We start from the raw sequence: 24490 nt of genomic DNA, 5'->3' as shown, positions 1-24490 counted from the left end.
AATTGTCCGAGATCGAGACGATTACTGAACAGGAGAAACTCCAAATCCTCAGCGGATTCAATGATACGGCTGTTGAGTATGCACGAGACCGGACTGTCGTAGATTTGTTTGAGGAGCAGGTTAAGAAAACACCTGATGAGATTGCAGTCGTTTTTCAGGAAGATCGACTGACGTATGCTGAACTAAACCGGAAAGTTAATCAAGTAGCATGGAAACTCCGCAGACTGGGGATAAGACCAGATGACCGAGTCGCCATCATGACCGAGCGTAGTATCGAGATGATCGTCGGGATCTATGGAATCATGAAGGCGGGCGGTGCCTATGTACCGATAGATCCTACCTTTCCAGAAGAGCGTATCCAGTTTATTCTGGAGGATTGTCGACCCAAAGCGGTGCTTCTTTACAAAACGGATTTAAATACTGAACTTTCTGTTCTCGATCTTGCAGACCGTTCGATTTGGGAAAGTATGTATGAAGATCCGGATAAAGTAAACAAGCCCGATGATTTGGCCTATGTCATTTATACCTCGGGAACTACTGGTCAGCCTAAGGGTGTCATGCTGCAGCATCAAGGTATTACAGCCATGCGTATCTATCTGAAGAATCTATACCAAGTAACCGATCAAGACAACGTTCTGCAATTTTCCAACTATGTCTTTGACGCTGCAGTGTGGGAAATGACGTTGTCACTCCTGCTTGGTGCAAGGTTGACGTTAATCACGAAAGAGATAATTGCGGACACCGGAAGATTTAATGAGTTTGTGAACCAGAGTGGCATCACGTTGACCTTGTTGCCGCCACAGTACTATTTGCAGACTCAGCTTACAGGTTTGAAGGTACTCACGACCGGCGGTTCGGAATCAAATGCAGCAATTATTCAAAAGGCGGGCAGCCTTTGCAGATATGTCAATGCCTATGGACCGACAGAAAACACAGTACTAGCTACGCACTGGGAATATGACGGAAAGAGTGACATCCCGCATCCGGTCCCGATAGGCCGGCCGATCTCTAATGTACAAGCCTATATTATGAACGGAATGAATTTATGCGGAATCGGGATACCAGGTGAATTGTGTTTTGCAGGAGATGGTATAGCTCGAGGGTACCTGAATATGCCGGAATTAACAGCCGAGAAATTTATTGCCAATCCATTTGGAGCCGGCAAACTATATCGGAGCGGAGACTTGGCCCGATGGCTGCCTGATGGAAACATCGAATATCTAGGACGAATCGACGAGCAGGTCAAGATCAGAGGGTTCCGAATTGAGTTGGCTGAAATCGAAAGTGTGATGCGTAAGCTGGAACACATCGTTGATGCAGTGGTAATCGCAAGAAAAGATGACCGTGAAGACAAAACTATTCAAGCCTATGTGATATCCGATGTTCAGGTTAATCCGACCGAGATCAAGAATGCACTCAAAGGTGTACTACCAGGATACATGATTCCTGCCTTTATCATGCAGATTGATAGTCTTCCAGTTACCAGAAGCGGCAAGTTGGATAAAAATGCATTGCCTATGCCTGACTTAGATCTCTTCCGTAAGACCAATCGATTTGTGGCTGCTAATAATGAATGTGAACATATCCTGAGTAATATCTGGAGAAGTATACTTCATTTCGACGAAATCGGCATTGACGATAACTTTTTCGATTTAGGTGGAAATTCCTTGCTGATCACCGTCATGCTTTCACAAATTGAAGAGCAGTACCCTGGGATTGTAAAAGTTGGTGATGTATTTGCAAATCCAACCATTGCACAGCTTGCCGCACATATTGAAATGAGCAGTTTGGAAACTATGTCTTGCTCGCAGATTTCGTTCCCTGATTCTTACTTTAAACAGTCCAACAAAGTGCTTCATGATTCTATCGTCAGATTCACGGACAGCGGAAGCTTGTATCAGAGTATTAAAGCAATGCATGATACCGATGAATTCAAACTATATGAATTTCTGTTGTTCTCTTATAGCTATTTGTTGTTTGATGCGACTGGCCAGCAACAACTTGCGGTATGTACTGTCAATCAAAAGGACTACGTCTCCTTTGAAGTAGAAGCTGAAGAAGACCTGAATGTTCTTATGGAGACTGTCCATCAGAATTATCAGGATGCGACTAAATTCCAGAGAGCGAAGATCCACATCAAAAGCACGGAAAAAGGTTTGATGCCAATTTTTCTCTACCGATTCAGTGGTAACGAATTATACAAGGACTATTATGATTTCTCCCTTTCCTTTGATATTGGAGAAGATTCCGTCACATTTGCTGCCGAGGTTTTTAACAAAAAAGTTTCTGAGCAAAAGCTAGAAGAGTTATTGAGGGGATTGATTCAAATCGTCCAATACCTGTTGGAATATGTATAAAAAAAATGTGAAGGGTGGGCAGACTAGCCCATACGATTTATGGGCTAGTCACTAAATTATGACTAAAAAGGCAATTGTATTTCCGGGGCAAGGTTCGCAATATGTTGGAATGGGCAAGAAATTGTGTGAGAACTTTAAAACTGCATCCGAAGTTTTTGACCAAGCTAGTGAAGCGTTATCCTTAGATATGAAAAAAATGTGCTTTGAGGGTGAAAAGTCAGAATTGACACTCACATATAATGCACAACCGGCTATTCTGACCACCAGTGTTGCAATGTTCCGGGTCTTTATGGAAGAAGAAGGGGTTACGCCTGATCTGATGGCTGGTCACAGCTTGGGGGAAATCTCAGCGTTGACTTGCGCTGGCGCTATCAATTTTTCTGATGCGGTTAAGATTGTGAGAAGACGAGGGGAATTCATGCAGCAGACAATTGCCCCCGAGCTCGGCTCAATGGTGGCTGTATTGACCCGAGACATCGAAAAACTTGAAGAAGTTTGCAGATCGGTATCGGGAAAGGAGGGGATTGCCAGCATCTCCAACTTCAATTCGATAACTCAAACCGTGATCTCCGGTAATCGAAATGCAGTAGATCAAGTAGTAACGATATTGGAGAAAGAGGATATTAAGGTGAGCCGACTAAATGTGAGTGCACCCTTCCACTGTGAGTTGATGCAGCCTGCTGCAGAGCTTTTCAAGGAGGAACTGGCCAAATATACTTTCAACGATCTCAAATATTCTGTCCTTTCGAATGTAACAGCAAAGCCCTATGGGGGAAAAGAGGACATTGTTGAGAATCTGACTGCTCAGATTGTGATGCCTGTACAATGGGTCAATTGCATGATCTATGCCAAGATGCTGACGGTACAGTATGCGGTTGAGCTTGGACCAGGTAATGTTCTGAAAAACATGATGAAGGGTATTACGTCCGATCTTCCAACCTACTCTTATGATAATCCTTCAGAAATAATTGCTCTAAAAAAATTCATCCAAAACAAATATATTCCGTTTTTGTCGAGAAGCTTGGGGATCTCCGCAGCAACCCGGAATTTCAACTGGGATGAGGAAACATATCGTAAGGGTGTTATCGAACCATATAATCACATAAATGATATCCAGCAGCTTATCGAAAGAGAAGACAGAGTAGCAACCAGTGAAGAAATGCAACTGGCAATTGAAATGCTGCTCAAAATGTTTCGCACTAAGAAAACTCCGCGAGACGAACAAATTGCAAGATTCAAGCAATTGTTTAATGATTCGGGTACCCAAGGTTTGTTCAAAGATTTTGACTATAGCATGATCAATTAAGGGGGGAATCTTTATGGATTTGAATGCTTTAAAGCATCTTTCGATTCTTCCCGATTCCAGTGATGTGCCTGTATCTGCAGCCGCCGATGTTGGGGGGAATGACATTGCTATTATCGGTATTGACGCAAAGATCGGAAGTGCTAAAAACGTCGAGGAACTTTGGGATTATTTGAGTAATGGTTTTGATCTGATACGAGATTTCCCAGTAGAACGCTGGAAGGACGCTAACCAGTTCTATAAATTAAAGTTTAATAGGCAATTGCCTGAAGAACTGACCCCATGCTCTTATATAGATCGGTTGGATATGTTCGATGCCGGATTTTTTCAGTTATCTCCAGCTGAAGCGGAACTGATGGAGCCGGCTCAACGGCTGTTTCTTGAATCTGCCTGGACTGCTTTGGAGGATTCTGGATACGGTAAAGGTATCTTGAACGGAAGCAAAACCGGAGTTTTTCTGGGGTACAACAATCCACAAAATCCATACAATATGGTGGTTGAAGAGACTGATAATTATATGTATGGCGTGGCGGTGTCAGGAAATGTGGACGCGATTATCGCAAGCCGAATCAGCTATTTTCTGAATTTGAAAGGTCCGGCGGTTAATGTTGATACTTCTTGCTCATCTTCGTTAGTGGCTGTTCATCTGGCTTGTCAGCAAATTAGAGACGGTGAGGTTTCGATGGCGTTGGCGGGTTCTGTACGCTTGAAGACATTGCCTCCTCATCAGCATGGAAAGAAGATGGGGATCGAATCCTCTTCCGGCAGAACCAAAACATTTGATGACCGTGCAGATGGTACTGGTATAGGTGAAGGCGTCATCTGTATCGTCCTTAAATCGCTCCGTCAGGCCGTACGGGATCGCGATAACATCTATGCTGTAATTAAGGGCAGCAGCATCAATCAGGATGGTGCATCCGTCGGCATCACAGCTCCAAATGCGGCTGCACAAGAAGAAGTCATCAAGGCAGCGTGGAAGGATGCGGGTATTAATCCGGAAACGATCACCTATATCGAAGCGCACGGTACCGCTACTAATCTAGGAGATCCAGTCGAAATCAATGGTATCGAACGAGCATTCGGCAGTTTTACAGATAAGAAGCAGTTTTGTGCAATTGGTTCAGTGAAATCAAATGCCGGGCATCTAGACTGCGCTTCGGGGCTTGCAGGCTTGGTGAAAGCAATCTTGATGCTGAAGCACAAGCAATTACTGCCTACTCTTCATTTTGAGGTGCCAAACCGAAAGATCAACTTTATATCATCCCCGGTTTACATCAATGACAAATTGGTGCCCTGGGAAACGGAATCCGGTTCGAGAAGATGTGGGGTCAGCTCCTTTGGAATGAGCGGTACGAACTGTCATCTGGTCTTGGAGGAAGCACCTGTGTTGCAAAGAATGGAAGAAAGCGCCGCTCCAGTAAGATTGTTGACCGTCTCTGCGAAGAACAAGGAGGGGGTTATGCGTTTGATTAAGGATTATCAGACCTATCTCCGGCGGTTTCCAGATTGTAGTTTGGATGATTTCTGTTATACGGCTAATATCGGCCGTGGGCATTACAATTGCCGGTTTGCGATGATTCTCGATTCAATCGATGATTTTTCAAACCAAGTGTTTGACATTCATCAGCTTACTGATGAGCGTTATATGTATCGCGAACATAAGGTGACAGATGTACAACTGCAGATAGAGGGATATATTACTTCCTCTTGGAAAAAGTCATTAACGGAGCAGGCAAATCTATTAATCAAACAGGTCAATGAGGAGCAGGATGCTAATTTATATGAGCAGCTGCTGCAGAAAATCTTAGACCTCTATGTTCAGGGAGCAGACATTCAGTGGCATCAGTTTTATAAAAATGAGGTTCGGTATAGACTGAATATTCCTACTTATCCCTTTAATTATAAACGTTACTGGATTAATTTCCCTGAAAAGGAATCTTCGTCATTACAAAATAATAACTTGGCGAAGCTTCATCCCTTAGTTCATAAATGTGTTCTCGATACTCATCAAATGCAGGTGTATTCCACTGATATGAGTATAGATAGCTGTTGGGAACTAAAATCTCATAAGATCAACGGCGTGTATGTTTTACCTGGAACTGCATTTATCGAGATGGCTCAGTTTGTCAGTAGCCGTTTTTTGAAAAAAAATCATTTCGAGATTCAGGAACTGTCCTACTTAGTCCCATTTGTTTGTAAGGAAGATGAAGTGCGGATTGTTCACACGCTTGCAAAAATGGGGAATTCTGAGTTGAGCATCTCATGCTACAGCAAAAATAATGATGAACATGAGTGGACGCCTCATCTGGAACTGAGGGTGAGTGAAGAATGTGAACAAGTGCGATTTACTTTACATGCAAATGAAATTATTGACCGTTGTAAAAAGGCCGATACGGCGACAAAACCAAACACTCTGTCGATCGTTGAGATCGATGGAGAAAAGTGGGGCCATTTAAAGGACGTCTATTTAAATGACAATGAAGTTTTGCTTCACCTTGAACTGAATTCATCTCTTACACAGGACATAAAAAATTACTTTTTATTTCCGTCGATGTTGGACCCGGCAATAAATGGAGGGAATTTCCTCCTGCAAAGTGTGTATTTGCCGTTCTCTTGTTCAAAAGCTAGGTTCTACGAGGCACTTCCAGAAAATTTGTACAGTCACATTAAAAGAAAAACTCAGGGAAACGATTCGGATGAATTTGCAGCCTTCGATATCACACTTTTGACGGAAAATGGACGGGTTATTGCCGAACTGGAAGACTACAGCATTAAGAAAGTGCATCAGCCGGAATTTTTCATGAGGAAAGAAAACAGCCAATTAGACATGTACCATGCAACGAGCTGGGTTTCTTATGAAAATGCACATGAAAATGCCTTGATGTTTCTAGATGATGAGGATCTCCTTTTAGTATTGCATCGACCTGACCAGAAGTTCAGTCCGCTGATGGAAGCACTGCAACACCGGTTTGGTCACCGCATGGTAGCGTTCCAGCTCGCTGGAGATAATGATTTTGAAGGTTGGCTGAGTCTATTTCCTAAAGAGAGAATCAAGTACATCGTACAACTGGCGTCACTTTCGAATGGGGATGTTCAATCAGTTCATGATGTTGTGTATGAAACAAAGATTATTTTGAAAAGCACATTTGACCTGATTAAAGCACTGCTGAAGCAAGACGTTAGGCAAGAGATCCGCCTAGTCTTGATGACGTCGAATGCGACCTTCGTAACGGGTGATGAAGATCAAGTATATCCAATTAATCGTGCACTAGCCGGGATGGGGGCTAGCATTGGAGAAGAGTACGCTAATATTAAAACTCGCACTGTGGATTGTGATGGAAATACGGAGATAGCGTCCCTCCTGGATGAGTTGTTTTATGACGAAACGATGTACGCGGTGGCTTTTAGAGATAACAAGAGATATGTAGAACAGCTGGATACGGTGTCTTACTCCGAGCAATTGGCTGAGAAAAAGCTGGAACTCAAGGATCAAGGGACTTACATCATCACCGGCGGATTAGGCGGCATGGGACTAGCCATCTGTAGATATTTGTTTAGTGTGAATCCGGCGATTCGCGTCATTCTTCTGAACAGGACGTATTCCCGTGAGATGTTTAAGGCGTTAAAGGTACATGATGATATCTTCTTCCAGAACAAGATCGATCAAGTAAATAAACTTTGGTCGGATGGAAAAGATTTGGAAATCTTACAGGTTGATATCGCTGATTATGGACAGTTGAAGGAGACGTTGCAGGATATCCGAGATCAGTACGGAGCGATCGATGGTGTGATCCATACCGCTGGTGTGGCGGGTGACGGATTCATTATGAAAAAGGATTGGGGAACATTCGAGGCGGTCTTACGCCCGAAGGTCTACGGGACATGGATGCTTCATGAATTGACCCGTGACGATCAACTGAGTTTCTTCGTTATGTGCTCGTCGTTCGCATCTCTGTTTGGGGCAGCAGGGCAGAGTGATTATATAGCGGCCAATGCCTATCAGGACAGCTTTACATATTATCGTAGAAGTTTAGGAATTCCAAGCCTGACCATCAACTGGACAGGTTGGAGTGAGTCGGGTATGGCCGTTGCTAATGGTCTGAATGCAAACGGAATGTATGTGCATTTTGTTAAGGATGCAGAAGGGGCCAATGCCTTTGCTTACGCGCTGCAAACCGGGTTGCCTAGAGTTTTGGTGGGTGACGTCAATTACTCTGTGTTAGCATCAGAAAGTCAAGGGTATGGGAAAAAAATAAAGTTCTCTGAAAAAATAGAGAAAAAGCGTGGAACTGCCACAAAGGTAACTACGACCACTGAGCGAGATCTTCATGATGTTGTCGTGACTGGGAAAAGTATGGATAAACTGACGGAAATTGAAAAGCATGTGATCTCCGCCTGGGCTAAAACCCTGAGTGTCGATGAAGTCGATCTCCATGACAAGTTTTTCGAATCCGGAGGTAACTCATTGTTGGCTGCTTATCTGCACAAGGAATTAAATAAAGCCTACCCAGGAGTAACGGCCATTACCGATATCTTTGTTTATTCCTCTGTTTTGGATATTTCAAATTATATCGAGTCCAAGGTGAGCGCAAGTACGAAAAAGCTCGTGATTGAGGAAGAACAGAACGAAAAGAATCTTGAAAAAATGGTTGCACAGTTTGTCGGTGGCGATATGGATCTCGATCAAATACTGGCACTGCTTGATGAGTAAAAATTGGACAGTAACTATCTCAAAGGAGTGAATAAGTTGAATAATGTAAAACGGTTTATTTTAGACCAACTAGGTAAACAAATTTTATCGCAGCAGGAAGCAGTACAATTATTAAGCGAATTGCAGAATAAAGAGACGGAGAGTACGCAGGAAATTGCTATTATCGGTACAGCTTGCAGGCTTCCTATGTCGAATAATCCAGAAGAGTTCTGGGACAATTTGCTGAACGGAAGAACCTGTTTGAGCCCCAAGCCGGCAGACAAGCTGATCTACGAAAAAGTATTTAAAAATAAACATTATGCGGAATTTGTCGGGATGAATCAAATTACCGACGACCATGAGAATTTGGAAGATTTCTTAGGGTTGTTTGTTGAAGATATGGATAAATTTGATGCGAACTTCTTCGGTATCCCTCCGAGAGAAGCGAAATGTATAGATCCAGAACAGCGGGTTTTCATGGAAGTCGCATGGAGCGCGATTGAAGATGCTGGTTATGGGGCGGAGAATATTAAAAATACCAAAACAGGTGTTTTTGTTGGCAAGGATAGTACAACCACAACTGAATATAAATACATTACTGAATGGGATCAAATGACACTGAGTGGAATCTGGAGCGGCATTCTTGCCAGCCGGATCAACTACATTTTCAATCTGAAAGGGCCAGCAATGGTACTCGATACAGCTTGCTCCTCTGGATTAGTTGCGATTCATGAGGCCTGCAATTCAATTCGAAATCAGGAATGTGAAATGGCTCTTGCCGGTGGGATTTCTATTGGCTCAAAGGGCGCTAAATCGGTTAGTGAAACGGAAAAGGCAGATGAAGAGGCCAATGGCGTTATGCAGGCAGTCTCATCAAATGATAACCGGGTACGTTCCTTTGACAAAAAGTCCAGCGGAACTGTTTTTGGTGAAGGTGTTGTCGTATTTGTACTAAAGTCGCTCACAAAAGCGGTGAAAGATCGTGACCATATTTACGGTATTATCAAAGGCAGTGCGATTAACAATGATGGTGCTTCTAATGGTCTGACCGCCCCGAACCCGCTGGCGCAAGAGGAAGTGATCATTGATGCGTGGAAGCGGGCTAAAGTTGCGCCCGAATCTATTAGCTATGTAGAAGCACATGGGACGGCCACACAACTGGGTGATCCGATTGAAATTCTAAGTCTTTCGAATGCCTTTTCGAAATACACTGATAGAAAACAATTCTGCGGCATTGGTTCTGTCAAGACAAGTATCGGACATACGGTCGGAGCTTCTGGGCCTGCAAACCTGTTAAAAGTATTGTTATCAATGAATCAGCATACGTTACCACCGAGCCTGCATTTCGAAGAACCAAATCCGCATATTAATTTTATGGATTCGCCGATTTTTGTAGTAGATAAAGTCACACATTGGGAAGATAATGAGCAGCCACTCCGTGCAGGTGTTAGCTCCTACGGTTTCAGTGGGACAAACTGTCATATGGTTGTTGAGGAATATCAAAAAGTACAGGAAACGAAAACGGGCATATCCAGGAATAATATTTTGACGCTATCTGCGAAAACAGAGACTGCCATGCTTAATATCATCAAGAATTACAATAAATACTTGGAAAATAAAACACAGTTAAATATTGACAATCTTTGTTTCACAGCCAATACGGGACGGGGAGATTACGGATATCGTGTGGCTATGGTTATTAATAGTCTGGAGCAATTGAAGGAAAAAATCGCATTGCTCAGTCAAAGCGGATTGAAATCCATCGAAGACAAACAGATCTTTTATAACAAGAACCACGTTGTATCCGACAAACGCCAGCATAAGCAGGAAGGAGAAATTACCGAAAGCGAGCTTCGCCACATCAAATCTCAAGCCCAGAAGATTGCGGATACATTGAAGGATCGTGAAGAGGACGAGGACTATTGTGCAATGCTTTTAGATTTATGTGCCTTGTATGTTAAGGGGGCTAATGTAGACTGGACCCAGGTATACCGTCAGGGGCTTTATAGTCGTATCCCATTACCAACCTATCCATTTGATAGAACTCATTACTGGGGCGATGTCAAAGTGACGAAAATTGTAAGCGAGGATGCTGCAGCGAACAATCAGGCACTCCATCCTCTGGTTGAGAGATGTCTTGTCGACTCCATGAGACAAAACATATATCTGATGAACTTTAATCTTAAGAAGCATTGGGTACTGCAGGACCATAAAATTATGGGCGGCAATATACTTCCCGGCACAGCGTACATTGAGGTCATTAAAGAATCATTCCGGCAGTGCTATGACAACGAGAACGTTGTGATTAAAAACATTGTATTCCTTTCTCCGTTGGTAGCCTCTGTTGAAGATGAGGATCTGGAAACTCATATCGTTATTACTAAGGAAGAGGGCGATGCAAGCTTCTCTGTTGTTTCTAGACATGCGAACGCAAATGGTGACACTTGGATTGAACATGCAAGAGGCAATGCATATTTTCATAACGACACCGTCGGAAAAACAGCTGAATTTAACAGCATTGTGACAGATCCTGAGGTGACTGTGCTTCCGTTAAAGACAACGTTGGACGAGAACGGAATGAACGCTTTTGGGGAAAGATGGAACTGCGTACAGCATTTCTATCAGAATAAGGATGAGGAAGGCCTAACCATCTATACGGAAGTTAAAATTCCCGATAAGTTATCAAAGGATTTGGAAGAATATGCTTGCCATCCCGGTTTGATGGATACAGCCGTCAATATGGCCACCATGCTGCTCTATCAAGGTGAAGAACACTTCTTACCGTTCTCCTATAAGGGCCTGAAGTTCTACAAAAAGCTACCGGGACACTTTTACAGCAAAATCAGAAGAATTCCAAAAGGTAATGATTCCGAAATCATGAGCTTTAATGTGGTGCTTGCGGATATGGAAGGAAACATTATTGCCGAAATAGAAGAAACATCACTGAAGAAGATCAATGATATCCATGAGTACGTAAATAATTCTTTTTATGGGGTAAGGTGGGCTCCGCAAGCGGCGGATAAGAGTGAGAGCTTGATTCCAGATGGTGATATCCTGATCTTTACGGATCAATCCGGGTTATCAAGTGATCTAGCAGGTAGACTCCAGACATTAGATAACCATCTGTATTTTGTATCCTTCGGTGAGGCTTTCGCAAAGCTTGATTCGTCACACTACACCGTAGGTTCATCGGAAGAGGATTATTTGAAGCTTCTGGAATCGATTGGCCCGGAGAATATCTCAACTGTCTATCACTTGGGCACTATTAATTTTAACCAAACGGACTTTGCCCTTGAGCAGTATCCTGCGGCGTTAAATCAAGGCCTGTACTCCCTGCTCTACCTGACAAGAGGCTTTTTGAACATGAAAAATAACAATGTGAATTTTGTCTTACTGACTGAAAATGCTCATGCTATTGACAACGAAGAAGCCTATATCAAACCTGCTAACGCATCATTTTTAGCTCTGGCCAAAGCGACTCAAGCGGAATGCCCATTATACACATACAAATGTATCGACATCGATTATCTTACCAGTATTGACACAGTGATGAACGAAGCGCTTCGCATAGATAAGCAAGCCTTCCGTGTCGCTTACCGCAACAATGTGCGCTATACCGAAATGCTAGTAACTATCGACGTTCAGCCTGATGATATTAAGGAAGTTAAAATCAAAAATGAAGGAATCTATCTGATCACTGGAGGGACAGGCGGTCTCGGCTTAGAAACCGCATTGCTTTTGGGAGATTCGGGACCATGCAATATCTGTTTATTAGGCCGGAGAAAGCTACAGGAACGTTCCGAATGGCAAGCTGTGTTAGATAAAGAAGAAGACAAAAAAGCATGCAGTTTAATCCGCGGCATTCAGCGTCTTGAAAGCAAAGGATGCAACGTCATTCTACGGTATTCAGATGTGTGTGATATTGGTCAAATGAATATCATCGTTGAAGAATTAAAGGCGGTGTATGGCCGCATCAATGGGGTCGTGCATTGTGCAGGCGTTGCCGGCGAAGGCTTTCTATTCCGCAAAGACATGGACATTTTTAATAGTGTCCTTACTCCGAAGGTCTTTGGCACTGTCATTATCGATGAATTAACAAGAGATCAGGAGCTTGATTTCTTCATTCTGTTCTCCTCGATGCAAAGTTTGTTCGGCGGACTCGGTCAAGGCGATTACACGGCAGCCAATGCGTTTCTTGATGCATACGCATCGTATCTTTTGAAAAAAGGGTTGGCAGCTCAGACAGTTAACTGGCCTGGTTGGAGTGAAACCGGTATGGCGGTCGACTATCAAGTGGCTGATTCTTTAACTATGTTTAAATCGCTGGATACTCATGTTGCGATTAGCGCTCTGGACAATGTTATAAATTCCAAATTAAGTAATGTGGTTCCGGGCCAGATCAATCTTGATATGCTCTGGCAAATCGGTGAAGACAATCTGCCTTTCGGACTATCTGATGATTTACAGAAGAAACTTGCACGTTATAAGAGAAAGAACAAGGATATAGGAAGTAAGGAAGTAAAAAAACTACTGAATCCAGAAGACTTATTGATTCTGGGAAAGGGTAAGGAGTACACCGAAGCGGAAAAAAATGTGGCCTACATCTATGCAATTACACTTGATTTAGATGAAATAGATATTTACGAAAATTTCAATTCTATTGGTGGCGATTCCATTCATGCTATGCAGCTGATGAAAGAATTAGGTTCCATCTACCCTGGAATGGTTGACATTTCGGATATTTTTACTTATCCAACAGTAGAAGAGCTTGCAGCATTTATTGATAAGAAAAGAGCTGTGGGGAAGGCTGATATTGTTACATTGATGTAATAGTTGGAATCGAATTGCCTGATATAGATTTGATTGGGCTTCTGGGTAACTTGTAATATGTTAATACGTTTCAAATAAGATGATTATGGTTGTGTTTCTTTTTCCCCTCATCAGTAACGTTCTCTTTCCGTTGTTGATGAGGGGCGACGGCCATAGTGATATATATCTTCCGAAAAAGAGTACATAAGGCGGGATGAAATGAAACCGATCAAATTATTTTGTATCCCCTACGCAGGGGGGACATCCGAAGTATATTGGAAGTGGAGAAAGTTCCTATCTAATCATATTGAATTGTGCCCAGTAGAGATTGCCGGGAGAGGAAAGCGAATTTGTGAACCGCTTCCCCAACAGTTTGAGGATGTAATTGAAGATTTGGCTTCTTCAATTATGAATCAGCTGGAATCAAACGAAATGTATGCTATATATGGACATAGCATGGGATCCTTGCTTGCTTTTGAAACATATTACAAGTTGATGGAAAGAGGGTGTCATGCGCCAAAACATATGTTTTTTAGCGGAAGAGAGGCACCTCAATGCTCTCCTAAATCTGATAGGCCTATTTGCCATGACGCGTCGGATGAGCAATTTCTACAAGTTGTATTAGAATATGGGGGTACTTCAAAGGAAGTTATCCAGAATCAAGAGTTGCTTCAACTTTTCTTGCCAATTTTAAGAGCGGATTTCAAAATTACAGAGACATATAAACACCAGGAAAAAAAAGAGAAAATTGTTTGTGACCTCACTGTGATAAATGGGACTAACGATCGAAGTATTATGAATTTTGATATAAATGAATGGCGGTTTCATGCGGAGAAGCAATGTAATATCAAAAAAGTAATGGGGGGACATTTCTTTATCATTGAAGACAGCATGTTGTATGTTGTGGATATCATCAATGATGCGCTGCAAAACGTTTGAGGGGAATCTTGAATAATTATCAAGGGCTTGTTTAAGTGTAGATAAATGGCATGTCAACCTCCTATCGCCTCTTTTGTGGAATGCATAGTAAAGAGCTGAAGGTTATAGTAAGAACAGCCATTAATTTGAGGCTGTTCTTTTCTTAGTTAGTGATTTTAAGCCAGTTGAGGCATTATCGATTTATGGGGAAATTTAAAATAAGGAAAACCCTGCGATTACAGTGCGCAAAAGATTCTGAGAGATGAACCTCTTTCGCATTGAATCGCGAGGGAATTCTAAAGTAAGAGAATAAGCAGTAGTCCTATAAGTGCGAATATGCTTTATCTTAGTTTAGATTTGTATTTTTTTCTCTAATATTAAGGAAGATACAAACAGTAACATTGCCGAAACCAACAGGGACACAAGTAAAGTGATTGGTAGATATGAAGATAAATAATCAGAAGATATATACTCTGGCAGCTGAAAGGATAATTTAAAGGATAAGTTGGGATTCTTTGAAATGATATTGTGATCTGAAAACACCAAGCTGAGTAAAGGTGAGGCAAGCATAATGATCAGAAGAACATAAAATTTCAATCTGGATTTGAATAACATTACCAAAGTGATGGTAATTGAGATGATTAAAGGACTCAGTATTAGATATCCAAAGTAGTTCATACTAACTTCATAAAAGTAACTTCCTAAGGAGTGATGGATATTAAATAATTCAGGGCTGAGCCAATAACTTTCAAGGCCAGTTGCAAGTGTGATTGCGTAGCATAATAAGAGTACTTTGAAACAAATGAGCAATGCGGAAAGTGCTTTTGCACATAATAAATAATATCGAGGAAACGGCAACATTAGCCACCAACTGATTGTTTGTTTCCTCCATTCTTTAATGGATAACTTTATTGAAACTCCGGCAAATACGAATATCAACAAAGGAGTAATCTTTAGCAAGCTGAGAGGAGCGATTGCTGTTCCAAAGAGAAGGACTACGGTATACCATGTGAAAAACAGAAGGAGCAGAAGAGCGGAAATCCATAAATATGCCGGTTTTCGATTTGATTTATCACCCAATAAATGGTCATTTTGCACAAGGCTCCAAAAAGAACTCATCGATAAATCCCCCTATATATAGTTTCGATTGATCCCTGTGTGGCGCGCAAGTATTCTACATCCCCTGACAATACGTTAGCCCCATTGCGGATAAAAACAGCGTGATCGAATAATCCTTCTGTTTCGTGAATCTCATGTGTACTAATAATAAGAGTGAAAGGAGATTCAACCATATAGTCAATAATGACTTGAATGATTTGTTCTTTAGATACGAGATCTATACCTGAGAAAGGTTCATCCAATAGCACAAGTTTTGTATTCCGTGCAAGGCATAGCACAAGATACAAACGTGATTCCTGTCCTTTGGATAATGTATGTACTTTTTGATCGGCATCCAATTCCATGAACTGGATTAGTTCCAAAGCTTTTTCCAAATCGAAAGAAGGAAACAAAACTTTGGAGAATTTTATAGCTTCCAATACAGTGTGATGCTCATACCATTTGGTACGATCAGACAAAATAGTAATATCATGATTTTGTTTCCAATGGATTTTTTGACCAAAAACTCTGGCCTCTCCATGATCAGGTTGGGTTAATCCTGCAATGATCTTGAGTAATGTAGACTTGCCTGCTCCGTTCTGTCCAAGAAGACCAGTTATCTTGCCGGCAGGAAATGAAGCTGTAAATTGATTAAGAACAAGCTTTTGTTTATAACGTTTAACAAGTTCCTTACATACAACAGCATCTGAATTGGTGACTAATGAATTAGGCCCATGAGTTATCAATTCCACTCAGCCTCCTCAATCAATGTTATGGCAGAGTCTTTCGTAAATCCTATGCTCTTTATAGACGTGACGAAGTTGCTAACTGCCTGAGTTGCCAGAGATCGTTGAAGTTCGTCCACTTTCTTCTGGGATGAGGTTACAAAAGTTCCATGCCCCCTTCGAGTTTCAAAAAGATTATCCCGCTCCAATTCCTGATAAGCCCGCATGACTGTATTGGGGTTAACTTTTAGCACTTTAGCTAGATCACGGACTGAAAGTGTTCTTGTACCCAATTGGATATGCCCCTGTGCAATGTCAAATCGAAATTGGTTGATGATCTGCTCATACAGAGGCTTACTGTAATCCAACTGGAACGTGAGGTCGCCTACTTGAATAATATCCATTTCACATCCCCCTCACTGACTTTATGACTCCTCATGAATTGTATTATATATGTTAATACAAACAAGTCAATGCATTTACAGTATTTTGAATAAAAAGTTATCATTGACTTAAGTGTATTATGGTATATAATACAATTGTCGATACATAATTTGGTAAAAATTAAATTAATTCTACTTTAAGGAGCTAAAAGGATGCACAGAATCACGAAATGGGCTATGGCGAACAAAGCAGCAATTCTGGTTATCGTTTTTTTTAGTTTGCTTGTCGGCATTTTCAGCTACTCTAAAATGCCAAGGGAATTACAACCTTCAATGGAAGTGTCTACAATTAGCATCACGACAGTGGGACAATCCATGGATTCAAATTCGATGCTGGTATCTGCGACGGAACCGATTGAGAGAGCGGTAGCAAATGTGAAGGGGCAATCCTCTGTAATATCTACTACCGGGGACGGTTACTCCCAGGTCACGATAAAGTTCCAGCTCGGAATTAAGATGAAAGAAGCTGTTGCCGAAACAGAAAAAATCGTAAACGGGCTTCAGCTTCCAGCAGGTGTAAGCAAGCCTTATATTTATCAACCCAGTACGGACAGCATGCCGGTTTCTATCCTGGGAATCGGATTATCTGAACAAATGTCATCTACAGGAATGGATAAAATTAATAACGAAATCATCCCCCGATTACAGAAGATCACAGATGTAGGAAGCATTCGAAATACTGGTGGTGTTATGCAAAATGTGATTATTCGTGTAGATCCAGGTGAATTGAGTAAGCATAAAATATCAATGGAAAGTCTGATGAGCCTGTTAAATGGTCAAAATTTAGTCGTGTCCTTAGGCAGCCATGTTGTGGATAACACAGCAGTATCCCTTAAAGTTGTCGGCAACTTAAATGACTTACAATCGCTCGGGGAACTTAATGTTGCGGCTGATGTTAAACTAAGCGATGTTGCGAAGATCAGCCTTTCTAAAGATACAAAGACGATGACTCATTTAAATGGTCAAGATGGTGTTGTTCTTTTAGTGAACAAAGTTGCAGGCGGGAATGCTGTAGAGGTTGGAAAGAATATAGCATCTGAAATTAAGAAAATGAACGAGGATTACAAGGGTGACATCGAGACATCCCTTGTTTGGTCGAGCGACTCCTTTATTACAGGTTCTGTTAATAGTATGATGCGTGAGGTGCTGCTTGGTACTTTGTTCGCAACCTTGATTATCTTTCTGTTCTTGAGAAATTGGAGAATGACACTTATTACAATTATCAGCATACCATTGTCGCTGGCAATTACGTTATTCTTTTTATCGTTATCAGGCATAAGTTTGAACGTAATTACTATCGGCGGTATTGCTGTTGCGATCGGACGATTAGTAGATGACAGTATTGTCGTTATAGAAAACCTATACCGCAGGTCACAGACAGAAGGCTATACCAAAGACGTTATTATCGACTCGGTTAAAGATGTCGCAGGAGCTATCACACTTTCAACCTTGACCTCCGTTTGTGTATTCTTGCCGCTTGGATTGGTTAAAGGCTTGTCCGCGATGATTCTGCCCTTTGCTCTAACAGTAACCTATTCTTTGTTGGCTTCTTTATTTGTTGCTATAACGGTAGTCCCATTGTTAGGTCATAGTTTCATGAAGAATGCCAAGCCAAAGAAGCATAAGCAGGTGAAATCGTATCAGGCCGTGTTAAAATGGACTTTAAATCATAAATTTATCACACTTGCAGCAACCTTTGTTCTATTAATTGGTTCTATCGTAGCTTATGGGGTTATACCTAAAGGCACGATAAATAATAACGATACCTCGCAGATTGATATCAACCTGACTCTTCCAAGCGATACCCCTTATGAAACCGTCAAACAAACTGCACTTCAACTAGAAGATTTGGTAAGGCAGCAACCAGAAACCAAGCATGAATTTATTCATTTAGGTGTTAGCGAAGAGGACCTGAAATTGGGATCTGTTCAGTCACCGACATCCATTGCGTTTACCATCTTCTTAAAAGAGGATGCGAATGCAGATCATTTAATAGACAAAATTATTACCTTCAAAGATCAGTACCCGAATGCTGATTTTGAATATACGGAATCAAGCGGATTAAGTTCAGCAAATAATGCTATCGTTCTTGATCTTTCAGGAAGTCATCAGGAGGATTTGGAAACAGCAGCTAAGAGTGTTACTGAAGCACTGAACCCAATTGAGGGAATTCAAAAAATCAGCACTAATCTGACAGAGAAAAAAACAATCTATAATATTAATGTGGATCCTGGCACAACGAATGTTTCAAATCTGGCAATGCAATTAAATATGCAGTTGAATCAAATACCAATCGGTTCGATGATATTGGATGGAATTGCGACACCGATTTTATTGGATATAACGAATCCATTGCAAACCGGAGACAACCTGCAAGATTTGAAAGTGATTGGAAAAACAGGTGAGATTGCATTAAGTGAAGTTGCGAAAATTGAAAAAACGGAGCAACAATCTACGATTCTTAGGAAGAACAGTCATGATTTCATTCGTATCACAGCTACTGTAGATGGAAGTAAATTAAGTACCATTAACAATCAAATTGCCTTGGAAACCTCGTCGCTTAAGCTGCCTGATGGAGTCTCCTTGGATATAGGCGGAGCAGGGGCACAGCAGAGTGTGGATACCAATAACTTATTCACAGCTATGATCGTTTCGATTGGCATTATTTATTTACTTTTAGTCATTATGTTTAAGAATCTTAGAATGCCATTTGTTATTCTTTTCTCATTGCCATTCGCAGCGGTTGGTTCAATACTGGGTTTGATTATTAGTAGAATACCCGTAGATACGTTTGCCCTGATAGGCGCATTGATGCTGATAGGAATTGTAGTCACAAATGCAATTGTTTTGCTGGACCGGGTGAAACAGAACGAAAAAACAATGATCATACGAGAGGCTCTAATCGAAGCAGGAAACGTCAGACTTCGTCCAATCCTGATGACGGCTGCGGCTACCATATTTGCACTTCTGCCGGTGCTCTTTTCGAAACCGGAGCTTGGCAGTATCGTTTCAAAAGGCTTGGCAGTCGTCGTAGTTGGCGGATTGGCGGTATCAACATTACTGACCTTGGTTGTCGTACCTGTAATATATGAAGCTTTTTTCTTCCGGAAATCTAAACGACAACGATTGAATAACATTAATACGAGCGTTGAACAAGATCAGATAAATATGTAAGTAACGAAGCAAAAGGTGTCAATACTGCCTCCTGACGAGGAGAGTATTGACACCTTTTCTTTAGATGCAGGTAATAAAATAAAATATATATTACGCGAAATTTTCTAACTGGGCTGTTCCTTTTTTAGGAAGACCGTCGAGAGGCGATTCAACAAACAATGTTGGATTTTTAGTTTTGAGCCTGGACTATATGTATTATATTTTTGCTGAAAATTGTTTTATAAGCTCATCACATGACTTTATTAATACAATAGAAGGTGAGTTTTGGGATAACGAACATAAGGATAGTTTGTAATCCGGATCGATATCGTATTGATTGAAAAAGACACAAGGCGCCTCTTCTTGAGAGGTAAGTTTAAATACACCATTGTCGCACTGGATACTAAACGAGTTTAGACGTGAGATAACCCTTTTCCGATATATTTAATATAGCTCTCTTTAAGGGTCCACAAGTCATAAAAATATGATAATTGCTCAATCGGAGGTTTTCTGATTAGATCAGCATACTCGTTTTTTGAAAAAAAGCATTCTGCTGTTGAAAGATCGAAAGGCTGGATTTTTTCAATATCAATGCTTATTGGGTGCGAATCGATGGCGAGTACAACCCAATGACCGGAATGGGATATATTAAAATGAAATGGTTCGGGATGTACTAGAAATGGCTTGCCGTAACAATTGGAATTAAATTGGATGCAGTTATTTGGAATTTGATACATCTCCATTACAGATGTTCGAACTAATAATTCACCAAATAGTGTTCGTAACGCATCTTCGTATCGCCGAAATGAACGAATCTTAGCTTGTTTCTCCACTGGGAGATGATCCAGTAATATACGAAAAGTATTAGAGCTAAGCTTGTTATTAATTTCTAATGCGATAATTTGCGGCATATTCTCATCCCCTTAGAAAAAGATTAGCTAGCATGGATTCTATATGGGAAAAATAAGGACTATGTATTGTTTTATGTAAAATGAGCTTCTCCCATTTTAACATAATAGATTGAGGACAACTAGGGCCTTACATTGTTTGGGATGAACGGCTTAGGAAGTAAATTAGATTTAATTATTTCTGTTATGGATAAATGCAGATTTATAGTAAACAGGTGAAACATAGACTTGTTCCGTTACGACATCTGCCAAATGTTTTTTGACATTGTAAGCATTGTGATGCAGCTTGAGTTGGTTCCACAATCCGGGCAATGAGTGATCTTGCATATCATACAAGGATAACGAGTGGATAAAAAGCTTACTACCGATTTAATAGGGATGGTAATTGCCAATTGAGCTGTATTCTCAAGCGGCAGGAGGTGTTTTCTCAATGCTAAAATGTTAAGTTAACCCTTTAATAAGATCGACGTGTAAAAAAGTCTGCTTAAAGTTATGGATTCATAGATCGGATAACAACTGACATCGCATCGTGTCCATAACCTCAAAAAATTCGATAATACGGGCGAGGATCTGGAAGATCTGATTTCGATCGGAACGATCGGTCTGATTAAGGCGATTGAGAGCTACCGCCCGAATAAGGGGACGAAGCTTGCCACGTTTGCGGCCCGATGTATCGAGAATGAGATATTGATGCATCTTCGGTCGTTGAAGAAAACGCGGAAAGACGTGTCTCTCCACGATCCGATTGGGACAGACAAAGAAGGGAACGAGATCACTCTGATAGATATCCTTGGCTCAGAGGCTGATGATATTGTGGATGCGGTGCAGTTGAAGATTGAAAAGAGCAAGATTTACCGCAATCTGGATATTTTGGACGACCGGGAGAAGGAAGTGGTTATCGGGCGTTTCGGACTTGAGGCAGGTGGTGAGGAACGGACGCAGCGGGAGATCGCGAAGGAGCTTGGGATTTCACGCAGCTATGTATCACGGATTGAGAAGCGGGCATTGATGAAGTTGTATCATGAGTTTTATAAGGCCAAAAGGTAGATTGCGATTTCAATATGACCCTACAAAGAACGCCTAAAGCAGCTGCGTCTTAACTGAGCAGATACTTTAGGCGTTTTGAACGGTAATTATAATGGGTGTGCCTTTCCGTCAGTTCTTCCTAACTTACTGTACTTGCCAATAATACATGTAAGTTATTGGAACGGGCTAAATATTCACCCAGACAACGTAAAAAGATATAAATATGGAAAGATGAAGAAAATTATTGTTGACAATTTGGAAGCGCATACAATAAAATATTTCCAATAAGACTTTGTTAATAATTTTAACTAACTTAATTTTACCTAAGTTAACAAAAGGGGGGACTACTTATTGATTGACAAAGGCCAAACGGGAAACGCCAAGCTGGTGAAGCATATTAACCGAGAAGGCATCCTTCATCAGTTGAAAGAAAACCCCCGGGTATCAAGAGCTGATTTGGCGAAATTAACGGAGTTAAGCCGTCCGTGCGTATCAGCTCTCGTTGACGAGATGATTACGGAAGGCCTAATTAGCGAAGTCGGCGTGGGAGAATCAAAGGGCGGCAGGAAGCCTATCCTCCTCGAATATAACTTTCAAGCTTATGGTGTTATTGGTGCGGTATTCGAAGGCAGCACTCTGCAGCTGGCTATAGCCAATTTGAAAGGGGAGCTGCTGATTCAACGCACGACCAGCTTACCTCATCCGATGAATGGCGAGATGGCCATCCAGAGCATCAGGCAAGGGCTTGCGGCCCTGCTATTTGAAAGCGGATTCGATAAAGAACGACTGCTTGGCATGGGCCTGGGCTTGCCGGGCATAACCCAGCGAAGCGCCGGAACGGTAAGCTATGCTCCCAGTACGGGATGGATGGGGCTGCCGGTGCAGCAGGAGATCGAAGAAATCTTAGGGCTGCCCGTGGTCATTGAGAATGACGTGAACCTGATGACGCTTGGTGAATTTCATAAGGGCATAGGCGTCGGTCATACCAATCTGGTATATATGTATGCGGGCACTGGGATTGGCGCCGGAATTATCATCGATGGTCAGCTGTATCGCGGAGCCAACGAGGCGAGCGGGGAGATTGGGTACATGATGGTTGGTCCGGTCGGTAATCAGACCAAGGGAGAATATGGCGTATTCGAGCGCAATTACTCCGTATGGGCCATTTACGACAAAGCCAAAGGCATTCTGCCTTCAATTGATGAGAGATCGAGTATCGTTAAGCAAATCGTTGATCAGGCGAATCGAGGGGGGAAACAAGCTCAGGCACTGCTCGACGATATCTGTCGGCACTGGACCTATGGCATTGCCAATCTAACAAGTGTGATGGATCCAGCGCTATTGATTCTTAGCGGAGAAATGATGCATATCGGGGACGAGGGGATTTATAAAATACAACAATGGTTAAACGACTGGGTTCCTTCCGCTCCTCAGATTAAGATGGCCTCGCTAGGCGATCAGGCTGGACTCATTGGGGCCATTCATTGCACGCTGGAGGCGTTCCCATCCACTCCTAAATTTCAAAGATAATTCAATGCTTTTGCTGCGAGCTGTACAGCGCAAAGTCTTGAGAAATACAAATTTCACAACAACACCACCTACTAGATTTTTACTTCGAACGCTTACTTTTCTTCTAAGTGTATACACACCTTCTGAGTTCATAATTCATGACTTCTAAGGTACTTCTAAGTACTTCAGACTGACTTCAGAAATTGACAATCAGCTTCAACGGAATTTCTACTTGCCTGAAGAGTTCAGGATTCTCCGGATTACTTTTGATTCACTTACCAATCAGTCACCCTTGAAAAGGAGAACATATTTCGGTTCATAAGCTGCACAGACGCGGCTGTGATATGTCCTATATGTTCATTTGATCAAGTCCTGGCTAAGATTCATTTCGTCTAACGAAGATGAATTCATGCGATACAGCAAGATCAACGAAGAAAATTTTAAATTTAGGGGGTCAATTCATGGAAATGTCGAAGGGAAAGGCAAAAAAGTGGTTGATAGGAACAGTCCTCAGCATTGCAATGCTGACGGTCACAGCCTGTGGTGGAAGCACTTCTGAAGGCGGTCAAAATTCAGGAGATAAGGGTTCCGAGAAGCAGAAGCTGGTCATTTATACAGCCAGAGATAAAAACGTCGTGGAAGAAATTATTCCGAAGTTCGAAGAGCAAAATCCGGGAATGGAAGTCGAAGTTCTCACCATGGGGGCGCAGCAAATATTGGAGCGCGTTCGTGGGGAGAAGGCAAACCCGCAGGCGGATTTCTGGTGGGGCGGCACGCAATCGGCGCTGATGACGGCTGCGGATGAAGATCTGCTCGAAAGCGTAAAGCCGAGCTTCGCCGACAGCATTCCTGCGATGTACAAAGACAGCCAGGATCGCTGGTACGGTGAGATGCTGCTGCCGGAAGTAATTATGTATAACTCCACAGCGTTGAAAAAGGAAGATGCTCCAAAAGATTGGGATGATCTGCTGGATCCGAAATATAAAGACAAAATTATTATTCGCGGCGTGCTCGCTTCCGGAACGATGAGAACGATTTACTCCTCGATGATTTTCCGTCAAGATGCTAGCGACCCTGCAAAAGGATACGAATGGCTGAAGAAGCTCGACGCGAATACGAAGGAATATGCGCAAGACCCGACCAACCTGTACCTGAAGCTGGGACGAGAGGAAGGCACGCTGTCGCTGTGGAACCTACAGGACATTATGCTCCAGAAGGAGCTGCAGAAGCAGCCGTTCGACTTTATTTATCCTGCTAGCGGCGCACCGATTCTGGTTGATGGTGTCGGAGTTGTCAAGGGCGCGAAAAACAAGGATGCGGCAATGAAATTTTACGAGTTCCTCTTCGATTCCAAGCTGCGCGTTGAGCTTGCAGAGAAGCTGTATCAAATCCCGACACGTACAGACATCAGCAAAGATACGCTTCCGGCATGGTTACAAGGGTTGGAACTGAAGCCGCTTGATATCGATTGGGCCGTTATGGCAGAGAAAGAGAAGGAATGGATGCAGCATTGGGACGAGAACATTAAGGGAAAAGGTTCCAAATAATGCA

General features: G+C 42.1%; 13 protein-coding genes. 9 read left to right on the top strand and 4 right to left on the bottom strand.

Annotated features, from left to right (window positions below; genetic code table 11):
* The 5 genes from B9N86_RS21450 to B9N86_RS21430 all read left to right on the top strand — a co-directional run.
* On the top strand, positions 1-2357 hold a 2357-nt coding region (locus tag B9N86_RS21450; protein WP_208915173.1), incomplete at its 5' end, for a non-ribosomal peptide synthetase.
* A gap of 58 nt (positions 2358-2415) precedes the next feature.
* Positions 2416-3663 carry an ACP S-malonyltransferase gene (gene fabD / locus B9N86_RS21445; protein WP_208915172.1) on the top strand — a complete coding sequence of 416 codons (1248 nt, stop codon included), beginning with the start codon at positions 2416-2418 and terminating at the stop codon, positions 3661-3663.
* A 13-nt stretch (positions 3664-3676) separates the two neighbouring features.
* Positions 3677-8371, top strand: a complete 4695-nt coding sequence (locus B9N86_RS21440) for an SDR family NAD(P)-dependent oxidoreductase (protein ID WP_208915171.1) — start codon at positions 3677-3679, stop codon at positions 8369-8371.
* A gap of 36 nt (positions 8372-8407) precedes the next feature.
* Positions 8408-13180: a beta-ketoacyl synthase N-terminal-like domain-containing protein gene (locus B9N86_RS21435; RefSeq protein WP_244562785.1), complete on the top strand. Its 4773-nt coding sequence runs from the start codon at positions 8408-8410 to the stop codon at positions 13178-13180.
* A 198-nt stretch (positions 13181-13378) separates the two neighbouring features.
* Positions 13379-14098 carry a thioesterase II family protein gene (locus B9N86_RS21430; protein ID WP_208915170.1) on the top strand — a complete coding sequence of 240 codons (720 nt, stop codon included), beginning with the start codon at positions 13379-13381 and terminating at the stop codon, positions 14096-14098.
* Between the two features lie 330 nt (positions 14099-14428).
* Here B9N86_RS21430 and B9N86_RS21425 read toward each other — a convergent pair whose 3' ends face one another.
* Genes B9N86_RS21425 through B9N86_RS21415 form a run of 3 tightly spaced genes read right to left on the bottom strand, consistent with a single transcriptional unit; the run spans position 14429 to position 16304 of the window.
* The gene (locus B9N86_RS21425; protein WP_208915169.1) at positions 14429-15196 is read right to left on the bottom strand and encodes a hypothetical protein; all 768 of its coding nucleotides are present in this window, start codon (positions 15194-15196) and stop codon (positions 14429-14431) included.
* Positions 15193-15927 (bottom strand): ATP-binding cassette domain-containing protein, encoded by a 735-nt coding sequence (locus tag B9N86_RS21420; RefSeq protein WP_244562784.1) that lies wholly within the window; start codon positions 15925-15927, stop codon positions 15193-15195. The genes B9N86_RS21425 and B9N86_RS21420 overlap by 4 nt, the downstream gene beginning before the upstream one ends.
* A complete protein-coding gene (locus B9N86_RS21415) occupies positions 15918-16304 on the bottom strand; it encodes a GntR family transcriptional regulator (RefSeq protein ID WP_208915168.1) in 387 nt (128 codons plus the stop codon). Before B9N86_RS21415 ends, B9N86_RS21420 begins: the two co-directional genes overlap by 10 nt.
* Before the next feature lie 192 nt (positions 16305-16496).
* On the opposite strand from B9N86_RS21415, the gene B9N86_RS21410 reads away from it, so the two are divergent.
* Positions 16497-19517, top strand: coding sequence for an efflux RND transporter permease subunit (locus B9N86_RS21410; protein ID WP_208915167.1), 3021 nt, complete (start codon positions 16497-16499; stop codon positions 19515-19517).
* A gap of 392 nt (positions 19518-19909) precedes the next feature.
* Here B9N86_RS21410 and B9N86_RS21405 read toward each other — a convergent pair whose 3' ends face one another.
* Complete coding sequence (locus B9N86_RS21405; RefSeq protein ID WP_208915166.1) at positions 19910-20407, bottom strand: 4'-phosphopantetheinyl transferase family protein; 498 nt, start codon at positions 20405-20407, stop codon at positions 19910-19912.
* A 513-nt stretch (positions 20408-20920) separates the two neighbouring features.
* Between B9N86_RS21405 and sigK the strand changes: the two genes are divergently transcribed.
* The 3 genes from sigK (at position 20921) to B9N86_RS21390 (ending at position 24486) form a co-directional block, all read left to right on the top strand.
* Positions 20921-21451 (top strand): RNA polymerase sporulation sigma factor SigK, encoded by a 531-nt coding sequence (gene sigK / locus B9N86_RS21400; RefSeq protein ID WP_208920607.1) that lies wholly within the window; start codon positions 20921-20923, stop codon positions 21449-21451.
* A 330-nt stretch (positions 21452-21781) separates the two neighbouring features.
* The gene (locus tag B9N86_RS21395) at positions 21782-22960 is read left to right on the top strand and encodes an ROK family transcriptional regulator (protein ID WP_208915165.1); all 1179 of its coding nucleotides are present in this window, start codon (positions 21782-21784) and stop codon (positions 22958-22960) included.
* Positions 22961-23400: 440 nt separating this feature from the next.
* On the top strand, positions 23401-24486 hold the full coding sequence (locus B9N86_RS21390) for an extracellular solute-binding protein (protein WP_208915164.1): 1086 nt from the start codon (positions 23401-23403) through the stop codon (positions 24484-24486).
* Positions 24487-24490 lie beyond the last annotated feature (4 nt).

Origin of the sequence: Paenibacillus uliginis N3/975, from assembly GCF_900177425.1 — a bacterium.
Taxonomy (GTDB): Bacteria; Bacillota; Bacilli; order Paenibacillales; family Paenibacillaceae; genus Paenibacillus_AQ; species Paenibacillus_AQ uliginis.
This window is presented reverse-complemented; position numbering and strand designations above follow the sequence as displayed.

What these genes read in the sequence shown, in the direction of transcription:
- B9N86_RS21390 (WP_208915164.1), top strand. Translation starts at nt 23,401, where the DNA reads ATGGAAATGTCGAAGGGAAAGGCAAAAAAGTGGTTGATAGGAACAGTC.
- B9N86_RS21425 (WP_208915169.1), bottom strand. Translation starts at nt 15,196, where the DNA reads ATGAGTTCTTTTTGGAGCCTTGTGCAAAATGACCATTTATTGGGTGAT.
- B9N86_RS21415 (WP_208915168.1), bottom strand. Translation starts at nt 16,304, where the DNA reads ATGGATATTATTCAAGTAGGCGACCTCACGTTCCAGTTGGATTACAGT.
- B9N86_RS21430 (WP_208915170.1), top strand. Translation starts at nt 13,379, where the DNA reads ATGAAACCGATCAAATTATTTTGTATCCCCTACGCAGGGGGGACATCC.
- B9N86_RS21410 (WP_208915167.1), top strand. Translation starts at nt 16,497, where the DNA reads ATGCACAGAATCACGAAATGGGCTATGGCGAACAAAGCAGCAATTCTG.
- B9N86_RS21405 (WP_208915166.1), bottom strand. Translation starts at nt 20,407, where the DNA reads ATGCCGCAAATTATCGCATTAGAAATTAATAACAAGCTTAGCTCTAAT.
- fabD (WP_208915172.1), top strand. Translation starts at nt 2,416, where the DNA reads ATGACTAAAAAGGCAATTGTATTTCCGGGGCAAGGTTCGCAATATGTT.
- B9N86_RS21440 (WP_208915171.1), top strand. Translation starts at nt 3,677, where the DNA reads ATGGATTTGAATGCTTTAAAGCATCTTTCGATTCTTCCCGATTCCAGT.